Raw genomic sequence first — 14,397 nt, forward strand, 5'->3', positions numbered from 1 at the left:
GGTCAGCCCTTGACGGCGCCGACCATGATCCCCTTGTTGAAGTACTTCGCGACGAACGGGTAGGCGACGAGCATCGGGATGGTCGCGATGACGACGGTCGAGTACCGCATGAGGTCGGCGAGTTCACGGCGCCGCAGCTGCTCGGCGACGTCTCCGCCCCCGCCCGAGTCGTTGAGGATCAGGAGTCCTCTCAGCACGAGCTGCAGGGGTTGCAGGTCGGCGTTGCGCAGGTAGAGCAGGGCGTCGAAGTACGAGTTCCACTGCATGATCGCGTACATCAGGGCGATGACGGCGAGCAGGGGCTTCGCGAGCGGCACGACGATGGTCCAGAGGATGCGCAGTTCGGATGCCCCGTCGAGCTGTGCCGCCTCGTACACCTCGTCGGGCACGGCCGAGCGGAAGTACACGATCGCGATGATCACCTGCCAGACGCCGATCGCGTTGGGCAGCAGCATCGACCAGCGGGTGTCGAGGAGGCCGAGGGACTGCACGACGAGGTACATCGGGATGACGCCACCGCTGAAGAGCATCGTGAACACGACGCCACCGGTGATGACCTTGCGTCCGAAGAGCTGGGTCCGCGAGAGCGGGTAGGCGACGGCGACGGTGCCGAGCACGCTGATGAGCGTGCCGACGACGGTGTAGAAGATCGAGTTGCCGAATCCGCGGAGGATCGCGGGGTTGCCGAGCGCCTCTTCGTAGCCGCGGAGCGTGAAGTCGACGGGCCAGAAAAGCACGCGGCCCGCCGAGACGGCCTGGGGGCTCGAGACCGAGCTCGCGAGGATGTTCAGCAGCGGCAGCAGCACGACGAGCAGGAAGACCGTGAGCAGGACGTAGGCCGCGGCGATGAACACGCGGTCGGTCTTTGTCTCCTTGACCTTGACGCCGCGGGTGAGCGGGTCGCGCTTCGGCCGGCGCTTCTTGTTCTTCGCGACGACGACCTCTTCGGTCAGGAGCGCCTCGGTGTTGATCGTGGTCACCACAGTCCGTTTCCCGTCACTCGCTTCGACACCGTGTTCACCACGAGCAGCAGCACGAGGCTGATCACGGCGTTGAAGAGCCCGATCGTCGCCCCGAGACTGAAGTTCGCGTTGAGGATGCCCGTTTTATACACATAGGTCGGGATGATCTCGGATGTCGAGAGGTTGAGGGCGTTCTGCAGCAGGAACGCCTTCTCGAACCCGATCGCCATGATGTTGCCGACGCCGAGGATGAGGATGATGGATGCCGTGGGCAGCAGCGCCGGGATGTCGACGTTCCAGATCTTCTGGAGCCTGCTCGCGCCGTCGATCTTGGCGGCCTCGTAGAGCGAGGTGTCGACCGACGCGAGGGCGGCGAGGTAGATGACGGCCAAGTATCCGGTCGTGGTCCAGATGTCGGTGGCGACGTAGATGTGCCGGAAGAAGTCGGCGCTGGCGAGCAGATCGACCTGCCCCGCGCCGAAGAAGCTGAACGTGCGCCCGAGGAGTCCGACGCGCGGCGAGAGCAGCAGGATCGTCATCGACACCACGACCACCGTCGAGATGAAGTACGGCGCGTAGGTGACCATCTGCACGGTGCGCTTGAAGAAGCGCAGTCGCACCTCGTTGAGCGCGAGGGCGAGGATGATCGGCAGCGGGAAGCTGGCGAGCAGGGTGTACGCGGCGAGGATGAACGTGTTGCCGACCAGGCGCGGGAAGACGGGGTTGCGGAAGAGGTTCGCGAAGTTGTCGAAGCCCACCCAGGGGCTGCCCCAGACGCCGTCGATCGGGTTGTAGTTCTTGAACGCGATGACCGCGTTGGCCATCGGGATGTAGCGGAACACGATGAACCAGATGATGGGGATCAGCAGCAGGAGGTACAGCTGCCAGTAGCGGCGCAGGCTGCGACGGAACCGGGACTGCCGTTTCCGTCGTTCCGCGGGTGCCGCCGCAGTCGCGGTGGGGAGGTCTTGCTCGACACTGAGCGTCATGTCTGCCTTCTTGGGAGAATTACTTTACGTCGTAATATAAACACCGCCGAGGCCGATGCGCAACCCGAACATCCGACGTCTCCCCCGGGCGCTGAGATGATCCGGGCGCACGAAAGGTCGGCATCGCGGCGGATACCGACCTCTCGTGCGACCCGAACGGATGCCGTCAGCCGCGAGCGCGAGCGTTGTGCATCGCGATCACTGCGGCCGGCAGCGCGACCCACAGCACGAGGGTGGGCAGCACCCACCACCATGCCGAGTCGCCCTGCTCGACCCAGGCGCCGCCGAGCATGCCGACACCGAAGGCCACGCACGCTCCCCCGCCTGCGCTCATCGCGATCGACCACTTCGGCGTGACCTCGGCCTCACGCCAGTACGGCACCCGTCGTCCGGGGTTGGCGCGGACGACGCTCACGATCTATCCCGTGAAGAGACCCAAGCCGATGAAAAAGAAGAGAACTCCGGCGAACAGCATCCGACGACCGTAACAACGTCGTGCACGACCGACAACCGCGGCGCCCGCCGGGCCGTAGCCTGGTTTGCACACCCGCAGAGCGAACGAGGAGCAGTCATGGCCGCAGAGATCGACGAGGCCGAGCGCGCGGCCCGCGCCGCCCACCTCAAGGAGCGGATCTACCTCACGTTCGCCGCACTCGCCGTCGTCATCACGCTCTCGACCCACGGCCACGTGAGCGCCGGCGAGGCGGCGACGACGCTCATCGTCACGGTGATGGGCACCCTGCTCGCCGTCTTCACCGCCGACCTGATCTCGCACCTCGTCGTACACGAGCGGCTCTTCACGCCGCCCGAGCTGCGGCACGCTCTCGCGTCGAGCTTCGGGGCGCTCAGCACGGTCGTGCTGCCGTTCGTGTTCCTGGGATTCGCGGGGCTCGATGCCTGGTCGACGGATGCCGCGCTGCGCGCCAGCGCGATCGCCCTGCTCGCCTCACTCATCGTCATCGGCTGGATCGCCGTACGACGGATGCCGTTGACGTGGTTCCAGCGCCTCGTCGCGCTCGGAGCCGAGGCGGCGCTCGGCCTCGCCGTCATCGGCCTGCAGGTGCTCGCGCACGGGTGATTCTGGCGCGACATATTCGCACACACGCATGTTCCGGGGAGTCAACGCCCTGCCGTGATGGCGTCGACGCACCTAGCGTCGCGGTATGAACGCACAACTGAAGATCGCAGGGCAGAACCCTGAACTGCTGGGCCTGGGGTCCGTCCTCGTCGGTTCGCTTCCCGCCGCACTGATGACCGATGACGCTCCCGACCACTACACCGTCGAAGCGGTGTTCACGCGCAAAGCCGATCGCGATGAGGTCGATGCGATCCAGAGCAGCGAGATGCGCGACCACCTGTCCGCGAACGGATACCCGACGGTCGAGCTGCACGTGGCGGACCGTCGCCTCGAGATCGCGAACACCAATCTGGAAGAGCTTCGCGATGGCCTCGCCTCCGTGCTCGCGCAGCGGCTCGCCGAGATCACGACCGCCCTGCACACGGCCCGTGCGCAGGCGGCCGACCGATTCCAGATCGCCTCCGACCGCGAGCAGGAGCGCGCGGCGCTGGTCGCCGCGCTCGCCGACGCGGTTGTGTTCACCCCTCCCTCCGGAAGCGATCGGTCGTCCGACGACGACTCCCGCATCGAGGACTGGGTCGAAGAAGGAGGCGCCGTCCGCAGCTAGCGGCGACGCCGGAGAAGGAGGTCGTCATGGACGACATCCGCCAGAGCATCCGCACCCGTCCGCGCGAGGGCACCGCGCGCGCGACGAGCGCGTTCACCGAGCTGGCGCAGCAGGTCCGCCACCAGGGCCTGCTGCGCCGCCGATACGGGTACTACTGGACGAAGCTCATCGCCGCACCACTGGTCGTCGCCGTGTGCCTCGCGGCGTTCGTCTGGATCGGTGAGTCGTGGTGGCAGCTCTTCACGGCCGCCGCGCTCGCGATCGTCTTCACCCAGATCGCCTTCCTCGGCCACGACGCCGCCCATCGGCAGATCTTCGTCTCGGGGCGCTGGAATGACTGGATCAGCCTGATCCTCGGCGACCTGCTCGTCGGCATGAGTTACGGCTGGTGGCAGCACAAGCACACCCGCCACCACGCCAACCCGAACAAGCTGGGGTCCGACCCCGACATCGAGTTGCCCGTCATCGCCGTGACGGCCGAGACGGCGGCGAGGCACCGCGGTCCGGTGCTCACCTGGATGCGCGGACACCAGGGCGTGTTCTTCTTCCCGATCCTGCTCCTCGAGGGGCTGTCGCTGCACGCCTCGGGCCTGCGCCGGGTGTTCGCGCGCGGTCGTCTCGAGCGGCGATGGGTCGAGATCGCTTTCCTCGGCATCCGCCTCGGAGGCTTTCTGACGCTCGTCTTCCTCGTGCTGTCGCCGGGCATCGCGTTCGTCTTCCTGGCCGTGCAGTTGGGCCTGTTCGGCTTCTATATGGGGATCGCCTTCGCTCCGAACCACAAGGGGATGCCGGTCGTGCCGCGCGACATGACGCTCGACTTCCTGCGGCGTCAGGTCATGATGAGCCGGAACGTTCGGGGCACTCGCCTGCTCGACGTCGTGATGGGCGGGCTGAACTATCAGATCGAGCACCACCTCTTCCCGTCGATGCCCCGCCCTCACCTCCGCCGTGCGGCGCCGATGATCGCGGAGTACTGCCGCGCGCACGACGTGCCGTACACCTCCGTCGGCCTGCTCACCTCGTACGCCATCGTCGTGCGCTACATCAATCGGGTCGGGCTCGGCGAGCGCGACGTCTTCAGCTGCCCGCTCATCGAGCAGCGGAGCCTCATCGGCTCCTGAGCCGCCGCCCGCCCGTTGCCTCGCCTCTCGGCGACTGGAAGACTCGGGCGATGACCTCGGATCACGGCTTCCCCGAACACGTCTTCGATTCGCTGGGGGTCGCGCCGGCGCCTTTCCCCGATTTGATCGGTGGGTCGGTCCGCATCGTCGAGAAGCGCCCGACCGACGGACCGGTGATGGTGATGACTCTGGGCGCCTCACGCCTGCCGACCGACACCGGTGAACGGGTCGAGCTGGCGGTCGAGGTGATCGACGGGCAGCAGGGGGCCGCTTTCGCCGCGCTCGAGATCGTCTGCGACGACATCGCCCGCAACCGCCGGGTACCTCCGGTCGGCGCCCCCTGGCGCAATACCGACCCCTTCCTCTCGGGCACGCGCATCACGGCGATCATGGCGACGGGCTCTCGGTGGGGAAGCTCGTTCGACGAGGTGCGGCACGAGGGTGCCCTCGTCGGCCATGTGCGCACGCTGCGCCTGCTCACCGATACCGAGGCGGCGTACGCCGCGGCGCGTGGATGGGAGGCGCTGGTCGCCGAAGCGGGCTCGCTCGACGCGCTGCTCGACGTGACCCGTGACGATGCCGTGGCGGCCCCCGCAGGCATCGCCGGCAACCGTCCCGTGTTCCTCTCGAAGCTGCACGCCGAGCATCCGCCCCGCTGGGTCACGTTCACGGGCGCGCACCTGCAGTCGGTCACCGGACTCGAATCGGATGCCTACATGAACGACTCCGCGAACCACGAGGTGTGGTCGGTCGACTCGTTCCTCGCCCGGTTCCCATGGATCTCGGACTTCGCCCGGCAGGCCCTTCCCGGCCAGACGGCGCTGTTCACGGATGTCTCCGGGGCTTACGTGCTCGAGGACGACTAAGCCCCGGGCCACCGACGTCTCACTGCGCGGGCAGGCATCCGCCGTCGAGGATGTAGCCGCCGATGTCCACGGTCACGCCCTCCTCAGTGACCTCGCCGAAGACGCATCCGCCGTCGACGCCCCCGACGCCGAAGAGCACGTCGCCGTAGTCCTCGCGCACCTGCGCGTCGGGGAGCCCGGCATCCGTCAGGGCGGCCCGCACGGTGTCGACCGTGAACGTGCCCGCGGTGCGCAGGCCCTCGAGGTCGACGCGCAGCGCGTCGACGACGGCGGCGCTCGCCTCGTGCGTCGCGCCGTCGATCCCCATGCGGTCGCGGTAGCGGTCGTTGAGGTCCATCGCCTGCTCGGGATCGTAGGGCGCGCACTCGGGCGGCAGATCGACGCCCTCGACCTGCGGGCACGCCGCCGTCGGCGTCACCGTGGGCGTGGGTTCCGCACCCACCCCGCTCGGCCCGGCGCACCCCGCGAGCAGGAGCACCGCCCCGATCCCTGCGAGCACCGCCACCACGATCTTCTTCGTCATCCCGACCCCCTCGTCACGACGAGCTTAGGGCTGCACCTCGGTCGGTGTCGTGCCCTCAGCCGAGAGCGATGACGTGACCGTCGAGTCCGGAGGCGAAGGCGGCGAGACCGACCCCGAGCGCCTCGCCCGCGTACGTCGCGGCACCCGTGAAAGACGCAGGGGCATCGGCGAACACGGCTCGTTCCTCGGCTCCGGGCCAGGTGACGGCGATGACGTTTCCGGTGGGCTCGGCGAGTTGCGTGCCGAGTACGAGGAACGACACGTCGAGGTTGGCGGCGGAGGCCCGGTCGATGGCGCCGATGAGCGCGGGACCGATGGCGACGATCACGTCGGGACGATCGGCGAGAGCGGTGGTGACCGAGGCGACAGGGTCGGTATCCGCATGCACCTGCACCGTGGCGCGGTGACGGGCGGCCGCGTCCTGCACGGCGGCGAGCGCCAGGCGCTCCTCCTCACCCGGGGCGGATGGAACCACGATCGAGATCGTCTCCCCCACGGGCACCGCTGCGGTCACCGCGGATCGATCGAGCGTCGAGCCTGGCACGAGCTCGACCGGTGTCGAGGCTTCGCCGCTCGCCGACGGGGTGCTCGTGGGCGCCACCGTTGACGACGGCGATGCCTCGGCGACCGGAGAGCAGCCGGTGAGCACGACGACGAGCAGCAGGGCGAGAGCCGACGCAGACGACTTCATGAGTTCCTCAGAGATGTCGAAGATACGGGGATGCCCCGAGCCCGAAGGCCCGGGGCATCCGTGATCGTCAGTCGCGGTTCGCGACCAGGCGACGACGGGCGACGAGCACACCGCCGACGACGAGCAGCAGCAGCGCGATGCCGCCGATCGCGAGCGGCAGCTCCGCACCGGTCGTGGCCAGCGCGTCCGAACCGGCCGCCCCGGACGCCGCCGCAGCCGCGATCGTGAACGTCGTCTCCACGGTCGATCCGTCCGGGAGGGTCACGACGATCGTGTGGGCTCCGACCTCGAACGCCGCAGGAATCGTCCAGCTCGCGGCCAGCGTGCCGTCGGCCGCGACCGTGAACGAGCCGAGGTCGACGGGGTCGGAGTGCACGACGACCGACACGCTGTCGCCGGGGGCGAACCCGGTACCCGCGATCGTGATCTTCCCGCCCTGCACGGCCTCACCCGAGACCGTGACGCTCGGCTTCGCGGGAGCGACCACCGGAGCCTCGACTACGGCGACAGTGCGCTCAGCGGTCGCGGTGTTGCCCGCGGCATCCGTCGCCGTGTAGACGAGCTCGTAGGAACCGAGCACGTCGGTGTCGACCGTACCCTCGACCTCGAGCGACGCGGAGACGTCGCCGTCGCGCTCGTCGGTCGCCGTGACGCCGGCGAGGGCGTCGAACTTCTCTCCCTGCACGACCTCCGACTCCGCCGGGAAGGCGATCTCCGGAGCGGTGACGTCGTCGCGCACGAGGGTGACCTCGTCGACGACGCTGTTCACGGGCGACGCCGTGCCGTTGGCCTGGCTGCGCAGCGTCGTGACGGTGATGGAGTCGTCGGTGACCTCGACGTGCGAGTAGTTGCGCACCTTCTCCTGGTTGATGACCGATCCGTACCAGGCGTCGGGCGCCTTCACGTCGTAGTACTTCGAACCGCTGGCGGAGTTCGCGGTGACGTACAGCACCTCGCCCTCACCGGCCGAGACCTCGGCCTGGCCGGGCACCTCGGTCGCGTCGGCGAGTTCGCCGTCCTTGATCAGGTACGTGCGGGTGTAGCTGTGGTCGTGGCCCTGGAGCACGAGGTCGAAGCCGAGGTCCGAGATCGCGGTCGGCAGCGCATTGCGCAGACGCTCGATCTGGGAGTCGTACACGTGCGAGGCGACCGAGTAGATCGAGTGGTGGAAGGCGAGCACCTGCCACTTGGCGTCGGCACCGTGCTCGGCGACGACCTTCTCCATGAAGTCGATGTGGCTCTGGTCGTCGTTGCTGTTCGTGTTGAGGACGACGTAGAGCACGTCCTTGTACATGAACCAGTAGTCGCCGCCGGACGAGGTGCCGCTGGTCGCGGAGCCCGCCGTCTCGTCGAGGTTCGGCACGGTGTAGTGCTGCGCGTAGGCCCTCGAGCCCACGTCGTGGTTGCCGTTGACCGGCACGGTGGGGATGCTGGAGAGCTGCTCCGGCGCGAGGTAGTAGCCGTACTCGGTCTCGCTGGATGCCGTGTTGACCTGGTCACCGGCCGAGAAGAGCAGCTCGCTGTCGGGGTAGGTCTGCTCGGCGATGTCGAGCGTGTCGGCCCAGCCCTGTCCGTCGCGCTCCGCGTTGCCGGAGGCGCCGATCTGCGGGTCGCCGAAGAAGAGGAAGCCGTAGTCGCCCGAGAACGATGCGGTCGAGAACGACTTCACGTCCGACCAGCCGCCCGCTTCGGATCCCACGCGGTACACGTAGGTGGTGTTCTCGGCGAGCCCCTGGAGGGCGGCACGACGGTTGTACTCGTTGCTGCTCGTCAGGCCGCCGGTGGCCGTGACGGTGGTGACGCCGGATGCCGGGAACGCGCTCGTGTCGGTGCCGGGCGCGTACTGCAGCGACTGCGCGGTGTCGACGTTGGTGTACCAGGTCACGTTGCGGGTCGACTCGTCGGCACCGATCGTGAGGACCACGTCGTCGTACGACGCCACGGGCTCCACGCCCGCGATCATCGGGGTGAGGCTCTGGAAGTCGAAGTAGATGTCCGAGCTCGTGATGCGGTCCTGGTAGAGCGCGACGGCGATCGTGTTCTCACCGGCGACGAGGTCGTCGGCGTCGATCGTGAAGGTCGAGGTGACGGGGTCGCCGCCGCTGTTCCCCGCGTACATGAGGTTGCGCTGCGCTTCGGGCGCCGCTTCGACCTTCTCGTCGACGAATCCGGCGACCTTCTCGCCGTTCACGAAGACCTGCACGGCGTCGTCGTAGGTGAGAGTTGCCGAGAGACCGTCGATGGCCTCCAGCTGCTCGGCGTCGATGTCGACCGCCGTGCGGAAGTGGAAGGTCGGGACGTCGTCCGTCGTGCCGGCGATGTACTGGTTCAGCAGGGTGTTGATGGGGAAGCCCGAGCCGATGCCGGTCGGCTGGCCGTTCTTCGCGCCGAACGCGCCGGCCGCGGTCTTCCACGCGGAGTCGTCGAAGCCCGCCTGCGTCCAGACCAGACGATCGGGGGACCCTGTGGCGGGGTCGGTGTTGTCGTCGGAGTAGTGCCACGTGGTCGCGGCCGTGCTCAGGAAGGTGTCGGGCAGCTCTGCCGCGGTGGCGGCAGAGCTCCCGAGCGCGACGACGGCGCCGGAGGCCAACGTCGCGGCGAGGATCGCGGCGCAGACGCGCCGACGGGCGGGGGACGGAACAGACATGCGGAAGGGCACTCCTTGAAGAGTCTCGAGAGGGGGTGTTCGGTCAGGCTAGGGACGCCGCGGGCCCTGCTCCTGTCCACGCGGCATCCGTTCGGTGAACACCGAACAGACGGAGGGTTTCCGGGCGCGTCTGTCCGATCTCACGAGTGTTGTCATGAACTGAGACACCTAGGCCGCGAGATTCCGCAGTTTTGATCTCTAAGACCGGTAGACCTTCGTCTCACGAAACCTGTCAGTGTCTGCATGACGTACTTCGAACAGCTTGCGGCGCAGGTCTCGATGCATTTCATAGCCGATCTGCTACGACATGCATGATGCGTGCTTTGCGCCGCGCTCTTGGTATGTCCGCGTCCGATGCCAAGATGTCTCTATGGACCGTTTCGTCGCGCTGGTGGTGCAACATCGCATCATCATCGGCGTTGTCCTGTTTGGCCTCGGCATCGGAGCGTCAGGCTTGCTGGCCTTTGGTGCCTCTTCGGGCAGTCCACCAGACGGCGCCCAGAGCGCACTCTTGGTCATTATCGGCGCTCTGTTCAATGTCGGCGGAGCATGGGCCGTCTCCCGCCGACCAGGCGGTCCCAACCTCACAGGATCGCGGGTAGTCGTCCGGCACCTCGCAAAGATCACAACCGACGTAGGTATTCTGGCCGGACTCGCAGACGCGGCCTTCGAGGGCAGACCCGCTGGCAAGGGGCGTGAAGACATCGGCCAGTTGAGTTGGAAGCTCAGCGATGTCGAGAGCCGCCTCGTCACAAACCTTGAAGATTGGGCGAAGGTCTACCCAGACCTGATCGAAGACGAACCCGACAACGCAAGTGGCGAACACTCGGAGGAACGATGACTGACGAACTGATCCAGGCCAAAGTGGCTCGTATCATCAACAACACCGACCTGGCGTTCAACAAGGGTGCCGATGACGGCGTCGAAGAGGGGATGAAGTTTGCAATCCTCAGTGACGCTGGCGAAGACATCCGCGATCCAGATACCAACGAAGTGTTGGACTCGATTCAGATCGCCAAGACCGTTGTCAAGATCATCCACGCAGCCTCCCGATCCTCCATTGGTCGCACCTTCCGAAGCCACTCATCGGCGGGAATCTTCAATTCGTTGGGCCAAGGCTCTACACGTTATGAGACATTGGCGAGTGACGAGAGCCGAGTCCAACAGGAACTCGACCCTAAGAAGGCCAAGGTCAAGGTAGGTGACCGAGCTGTGGAATACACGGGCGAGTACACCGGAATCGTTTACGACTTCTAACATGCCTGACGCGCTTTGCTGGTGGTGCGGGGCAACAGCAGACTCTCGAGAACACAAGATCGCCGCCGCCGAACTTCGACTCAATCACGGCTCCGGGTCCTGGGGTGGCGACTCCGGAGTAGTACACATCGATGGGAACCTAAACGTCCGTGATATACAAGGGGCAAAAGCCGACATCCTCAAGTGGGAGTCGAACCTTTGCCAGAAGTGCAACAACGCCCGGAGTCAGCCGTTCGACCGCGCATACTTGGAATTGCTCCGGTATCTCGACAAGAACGAAGAAGAAGTCGGGGCTAGCGGTACGTTCCGGTTCAGTCATGTCTACAGCGATGCCTGGGCGATAGGGCGCGCGAACCTCATCCGATACTGGCTCAAGCACATCTGTTGTCGCGCTGCCATTATCGGCCTTGCAATCCCGCAAGATGTCATCCACTATCTCGACGATGTGGCGACTGCTGGGCCCGCTCCTCACACGAATCTGGAGCTCGTCGTGAACGACCCGGTATTCCGATTCCAAATGGAGGGTCGCGATCGACGGGGATCGGGCTTTGGGGATGCGGAGGGATTCACTCGCGATGGCCGCCTGGTAGCGATTGAATCTTTCGTCTCATGGGGTTGGCTAAAGTTGCAGTACCGCTTCGACATCTCCGACTCCAGCGGCTATGTTTCCTTCCCGGATGATCTAGTCGAGATGAGTCGCGTACCCCTCGAGGGCTGAGAAGCGAGTCGCTATCCCGTTCGCGCTGATCGATGCCATCGTCAAGAATTCTCCAGTTTCGAACTGCCTGGACGACGCCGCTGGGCTTGCTCCAGTTGCGGTGCGGAATCCGATCCCCATCAGCTGCTGCTGTTCAAGCAGACCGAGCAACCGGCGCCTCCAACATCCGTCTCGATGAGCGAAAATGGTGTCCACTACACGGACCGATGCGAGGTACTGAGGAATGACGGCATCAACGCCCCTGGTGGTTATATGCGACGAATCCGGCAACGACGGTGAGAACCTGCTCTCTGGGACGTCCACTGTTTATGCGCACGCGAGCGTGACGCTGTCGCTGGACGAAGCCGCGGAGCTGATCGATGATGTCCGTGCCCGTACGCGCAGTCGGGCCGCCGAGCTGAAGTCGAAGACGATCCTCGAACCCAGGCATCAGGCAACGGCGAAGTGGCTGCTGTCGCACCCCTCAGTCGAGGGCCAGGCGTCCGTGCACCTTACGCACAAGAAGTACTTCGTGGTTTCGAAGCTGTTCGACTCGACCGCGGAAGAACTCGCGCACGAGCTCGGAGACGACATCTACGAGTCAGGTGCCGCCCTAGCGGGGGCAAACCTGCTTTTTTTTCTCGGCCCCTCGAACTACGGCGAGGGATGGGACCGGCTCCTGATGAAGTTCCAGCACTTCATGCGCGCGAAGGACACCGATCAGGCACAGACGCATCTGGCGAGCCTGATCGATAACATGCTGCAGCTACTCTCGTACCAGGACGCGATCGTTCGTGATGTGCTGGGCACGGTATTCGCCGGGATCAACCATTTGGGATCGCTGTCGAGGCTGCAGCTCGGGGAAGGACTCGAGGAGCGACTCCGAACGATGGATCCGCTGATCTCCGCGGTGGGCGCCGCGGTGCACTTCTGGGCATCGATCTCAGGAAGGCCCATCGAGCTGGTGCACGACGACGCCAAAGAGCTGACGCCGGCGAAGATCGCGTGGGCGAAGCGCGCTCTCGCTCACCCCGAAGACGTCGCCCCCTCTCGCTTGGGTCTGGCCAGCGAGCTGGTCGACGTTCAACTCGTCGACTCCAAGTCCGATCCACGTGTTCAGGTCGCTGATCTCATCGCCGGTATCGCTCGCGTCGTCGGCGAATCACTGACCAGGGAACAACAGCACCCACTGAGTCAGAACCTGCTCCCGATGGTAAGCGGCGCGTCACTCTGGCCCATCCGGGACAACATGGATGTCGCGAAGGCTCGTGAGGCGATGCTCTCCCAGTTCTGATTGAGACCGCCATTCGGGGCCACGACACACGCATGGTTCGATACGCACTTGCAGCGACACGTGCGAACGTCAGCCAAGCCCGGCCAACATCCGAGGCGGGAGCGCCGGCAGGGTCCCGATGGCTCGCGACATGCGCATCGACGCGAAAGCGCACGCCGCAGCTCGGTCACTGCTCTCACGGCCGCAGGGTGTCAGTGCCGCTTCAGGGGATGTCATTCAGCGAGCGCCTCGGCACCTCCAGAGCTATGTCCGCTACATCGTCAGGCGTGCGTACATGTTGAGCTGTCTCGCGATCCGGGTTTCCTGACCTCGGAGGAGCGCATGGACTGAGCCGACAACATCTCGTCCCGTCCTCCTCTGTTCCCTTGGCTACTTGTACGGCCATTCCGCATTCTGCGCGAGCGGTGCTACAGATAGTTCCGATACCGGAATCCGAGTCGCTCGTGGAACTTGAGGAAGACGTTCGTTGCCGTCAAGACGTTGAACGTGAGACTGTCGAGGAGCTGCGGCTCACAGACAAGGCCGTCGCGCGTATACGTGCGCGACCACTGGCCGATCAACCCGGAGTCGACCGTCGCGTTGGATAGCACCATGATGCGACGAGTGTCTCGCTCCTTGGCCAGGGCGACGACATCGATATCGTCCGCGATGGAGGCGGGCGTCGCCGCGCCGGTCGGATCGACCACCACGATCACATCTCCGTGAGCGTGGAGTGGGCCGCCCTCAATGCGGAAGTCGGATCGTGCATCAAAGCCGAACTCCGTGAATAGCGGAAGCACCCACTCGTAGGTGAGGTACAGCCGCCCCGTGAGCACCGTTGGCTGGTCTGTTCCGAGCAGGCCGTTCAGCGGCTTAAACTCGCCGTTGTTGCTATGTACGCGAAAGTCGTGCGCGTCGAGGAGTGCGGTGACCAGCTCAATGTAGAGCTGAGGGTCCATTGGTGCGAGCTCACTTCGCATCGGATCGATTCCGTGGCCGAGCGGGCGGCCTCGCCACGCAGGACCATCGATGCGCATCGAACGATGCCTGGGCATCCGGGCGAGCGCCAGCTCGATCGTCTGGTCCTTCGAAAGATGGAACGTCGTCGAGGCTCCTGCGGTCGCGACCTTGGCGAGGCCGCCGCGGTTGTCGACGAGGTCGCGAACGTCGGCGGCGTAAAACGTGTCCACTGACTCGACATATTCGACGAGATAGACAGGCTCTGGCGCGTTGTACCAGAACCGGACGTGATCCATCGACACGGAGTGAGACGAGATCGACTCGGCGGCAGCCAACGCCTCGACAGTCAGAGTCTCAGCGTGATAGCCCTTCGCCTGTATCCAGACGCGAGGTCCACTGACGTCTCGCGAACCATCCTCGGCTTCGATCCATAGGTGCACGCCGACGTCGATGGCAGCTCGATCGATGCCGTAGTTGAGCACCACCCCGCGAGCCGCCAGCAGCATCTTGAGTTTGTATATGTACTGCTGCTCGAATACGTCGTCTTCGCCGATGTTCGGCACGCGCACCTCCTTCCGGCGCCCAATCACCTGCGCTATCCACAGCGTATGCCGCCGTCTCTCGGTGGACGATATTTCGTTCCGGTCTTGCTGCTGCATCACAGTCCACACGCGTGCGGGGAGAAACAGCATGGTGCGGGTCGAGACAAAGCGGCAACCGCCTCGA

At 65.5% G+C, this 14,397-nt stretch carries 15 protein-coding genes; 8 read left to right on the plus strand and 7 right to left on the minus strand.

Annotated features, from left to right (window positions below; genetic code table 11):
- Positions 1-2: 2 nt before the first annotated feature.
- The 3 genes from KZC52_RS06925 to KZC52_RS06935 form a co-directional block, all read right to left on the minus strand.
- Positions 3-980, minus strand: a complete 978-nt coding sequence (locus KZC52_RS06925) for a carbohydrate ABC transporter permease (protein ID WP_247623311.1) — start codon at positions 978-980, stop codon at positions 3-5.
- Complete coding sequence (locus tag KZC52_RS06930) at positions 977-1,951, minus strand: ABC transporter permease (protein WP_247623312.1); 975 nt, start codon at positions 1,949-1,951, stop codon at positions 977-979. Before KZC52_RS06930 ends, KZC52_RS06925 begins: the two co-directional genes overlap by 4 nt.
- Positions 1,952-2,117: 166 nt before the next feature.
- Positions 2,118-2,366: a hypothetical protein gene (locus tag KZC52_RS06935; protein WP_247623313.1), complete on the minus strand. Its 249-nt coding sequence runs from the start codon at positions 2,364-2,366 to the stop codon at positions 2,118-2,120.
- Between the two features lie 156 nt (positions 2,367-2,522).
- Here KZC52_RS06935 and KZC52_RS06940 point away from each other — a divergent pair, with 156 nt between their 5' ends.
- The 4 genes from KZC52_RS06940 (at position 2,523) to KZC52_RS06955 (ending at position 5,623) form a co-directional block, all read left to right on the plus strand.
- Positions 2,523-3,029, plus strand: coding sequence for a hypothetical protein (locus tag KZC52_RS06940; protein ID WP_247623314.1), 507 nt, complete (start codon positions 2,523-2,525; stop codon positions 3,027-3,029).
- Between the two features lie 85 nt (positions 3,030-3,114).
- Complete coding sequence (locus KZC52_RS06945; protein WP_247623315.1) at positions 3,115-3,636, plus strand: hypothetical protein; 522 nt, start codon at positions 3,115-3,117, stop codon at positions 3,634-3,636.
- A gap of 26 nt (positions 3,637-3,662) precedes the next feature.
- Positions 3,663-4,757 (plus strand): fatty acid desaturase family protein, encoded by a 1,095-nt coding sequence (locus KZC52_RS06950; RefSeq protein WP_247623316.1) that lies wholly within the window; start codon positions 3,663-3,665, stop codon positions 4,755-4,757.
- Between the two features lie 50 nt (positions 4,758-4,807).
- Positions 4,808-5,623 carry a suppressor of fused domain protein gene (locus tag KZC52_RS06955; protein ID WP_247623317.1) on the plus strand — a complete coding sequence of 272 codons (816 nt, stop codon included), beginning with the start codon at positions 4,808-4,810 and terminating at the stop codon, positions 5,621-5,623.
- Between the two features lie 19 nt (positions 5,624-5,642).
- On the opposite strand, the gene KZC52_RS06960 is transcribed toward KZC52_RS06955, so the two are convergent.
- From KZC52_RS06960 to KZC52_RS06970, 3 genes are all read right to left on the minus strand, one after another.
- Positions 5,643-6,146 carry a type 1 periplasmic-binding domain-containing protein gene (locus KZC52_RS06960; protein ID WP_247623318.1) on the minus strand — a complete coding sequence of 168 codons (504 nt, stop codon included), beginning with the start codon at positions 6,144-6,146 and terminating at the stop codon, positions 5,643-5,645.
- 55 nt (positions 6,147-6,201) lie between these two features.
- A complete protein-coding gene (locus KZC52_RS06965; RefSeq protein ID WP_247623319.1) occupies positions 6,202-6,837 on the minus strand; it encodes a type 1 periplasmic-binding domain-containing protein in 636 nt (211 codons plus the stop codon).
- Between the two features lie 67 nt (positions 6,838-6,904).
- Positions 6,905-9,484 carry a fibronectin type III domain-containing protein gene (locus tag KZC52_RS06970; RefSeq protein ID WP_247623320.1) on the minus strand — a complete coding sequence of 860 codons (2,580 nt, stop codon included), beginning with the start codon at positions 9,482-9,484 and terminating at the stop codon, positions 6,905-6,907.
- Between the two features lie 370 nt (positions 9,485-9,854).
- On the opposite strand from KZC52_RS06970, the gene KZC52_RS06975 reads away from it, so the two are divergent.
- The 4 genes from KZC52_RS06975 (at position 9,855) to KZC52_RS06990 (ending at position 12,732) form a co-directional block, all read left to right on the plus strand.
- Positions 9,855-10,325 (plus strand): hypothetical protein, encoded by a 471-nt coding sequence (locus KZC52_RS06975; RefSeq protein WP_247623321.1) that lies wholly within the window; start codon positions 9,855-9,857, stop codon positions 10,323-10,325.
- Positions 10,322-10,741 (plus strand): hypothetical protein, encoded by a 420-nt coding sequence (locus KZC52_RS06980; RefSeq protein ID WP_247623322.1) that lies wholly within the window; start codon positions 10,322-10,324, stop codon positions 10,739-10,741. Before KZC52_RS06975 ends, KZC52_RS06980 begins: the two co-directional genes overlap by 4 nt.
- Before the next feature lies 1 nt (position 10,742).
- Positions 10,743-11,459, plus strand: a complete 717-nt coding sequence (locus tag KZC52_RS06985; RefSeq protein ID WP_247623323.1) for a hypothetical protein — start codon at positions 10,743-10,745, stop codon at positions 11,457-11,459.
- 223 nt (positions 11,460-11,682) lie between these two features.
- On the plus strand, positions 11,683-12,732 hold the full coding sequence (locus KZC52_RS06990; RefSeq protein WP_247623324.1) for a DUF3800 domain-containing protein: 1,050 nt from the start codon (positions 11,683-11,685) through the stop codon (positions 12,730-12,732).
- Between the two features lie 407 nt (positions 12,733-13,139).
- On the opposite strand, the gene KZC52_RS06995 is transcribed toward KZC52_RS06990, so the two are convergent.
- Positions 13,140-14,234, minus strand: a complete 1,095-nt coding sequence (locus tag KZC52_RS06995; RefSeq protein WP_247623325.1) for a DUF4365 domain-containing protein — start codon at positions 14,232-14,234, stop codon at positions 13,140-13,142.
- Positions 14,235-14,397 lie beyond the last annotated feature (163 nt).

It is taken from the genome of Microbacterium galbinum, from assembly GCF_023091225.1.
Taxonomy (GTDB): domain Bacteria; phylum Actinomycetota; class Actinomycetes; order Actinomycetales; family Microbacteriaceae; genus Microbacterium; species Microbacterium galbinum.

What these genes read in the sequence shown, in the direction of transcription:
- KZC52_RS06930 (WP_247623312.1), bottom strand. Translation starts at nt 1,951, where the DNA reads ATGACGCTCAGTGTCGAGCAAGACCTCCCCACCGCGACTGCGGCGGCA.
- KZC52_RS06960 (WP_247623318.1), bottom strand. Translation starts at nt 6,146, where the DNA reads ATGACGAAGAAGATCGTGGTGGCGGTGCTCGCAGGGATCGGGGCGGTG.
- KZC52_RS06965 (WP_247623319.1), bottom strand. Translation starts at nt 6,837, where the DNA reads ATGAAGTCGTCTGCGTCGGCTCTCGCCCTGCTGCTCGTCGTCGTGCTC.
- KZC52_RS06980 (WP_247623322.1), top strand. Translation starts at nt 10,322, where the DNA reads ATGACTGACGAACTGATCCAGGCCAAAGTGGCTCGTATCATCAACAAC.
- KZC52_RS06975 (WP_247623321.1), top strand. Translation starts at nt 9,855, where the DNA reads ATGGACCGTTTCGTCGCGCTGGTGGTGCAACATCGCATCATCATCGGC.
- KZC52_RS06985 (WP_247623323.1), top strand. Translation starts at nt 10,743, where the DNA reads ATGCCTGACGCGCTTTGCTGGTGGTGCGGGGCAACAGCAGACTCTCGA.
- KZC52_RS06955 (WP_247623317.1), top strand. Translation starts at nt 4,808, where the DNA reads ATGACCTCGGATCACGGCTTCCCCGAACACGTCTTCGATTCGCTGGGG.
- KZC52_RS06970 (WP_247623320.1), bottom strand. Translation starts at nt 9,484, where the DNA reads ATGTCTGTTCCGTCCCCCGCCCGTCGGCGCGTCTGCGCCGCGATCCTC.
- KZC52_RS06945 (WP_247623315.1), top strand. Translation starts at nt 3,115, where the DNA reads ATGAACGCACAACTGAAGATCGCAGGGCAGAACCCTGAACTGCTGGGC.
- KZC52_RS06950 (WP_247623316.1), top strand. Translation starts at nt 3,663, where the DNA reads ATGGACGACATCCGCCAGAGCATCCGCACCCGTCCGCGCGAGGGCACC.
- KZC52_RS06990 (WP_247623324.1), top strand. Translation starts at nt 11,683, where the DNA reads ATGACGGCATCAACGCCCCTGGTGGTTATATGCGACGAATCCGGCAAC.
- KZC52_RS06940 (WP_247623314.1), top strand. Translation starts at nt 2,523, where the DNA reads ATGGCCGCAGAGATCGACGAGGCCGAGCGCGCGGCCCGCGCCGCCCAC.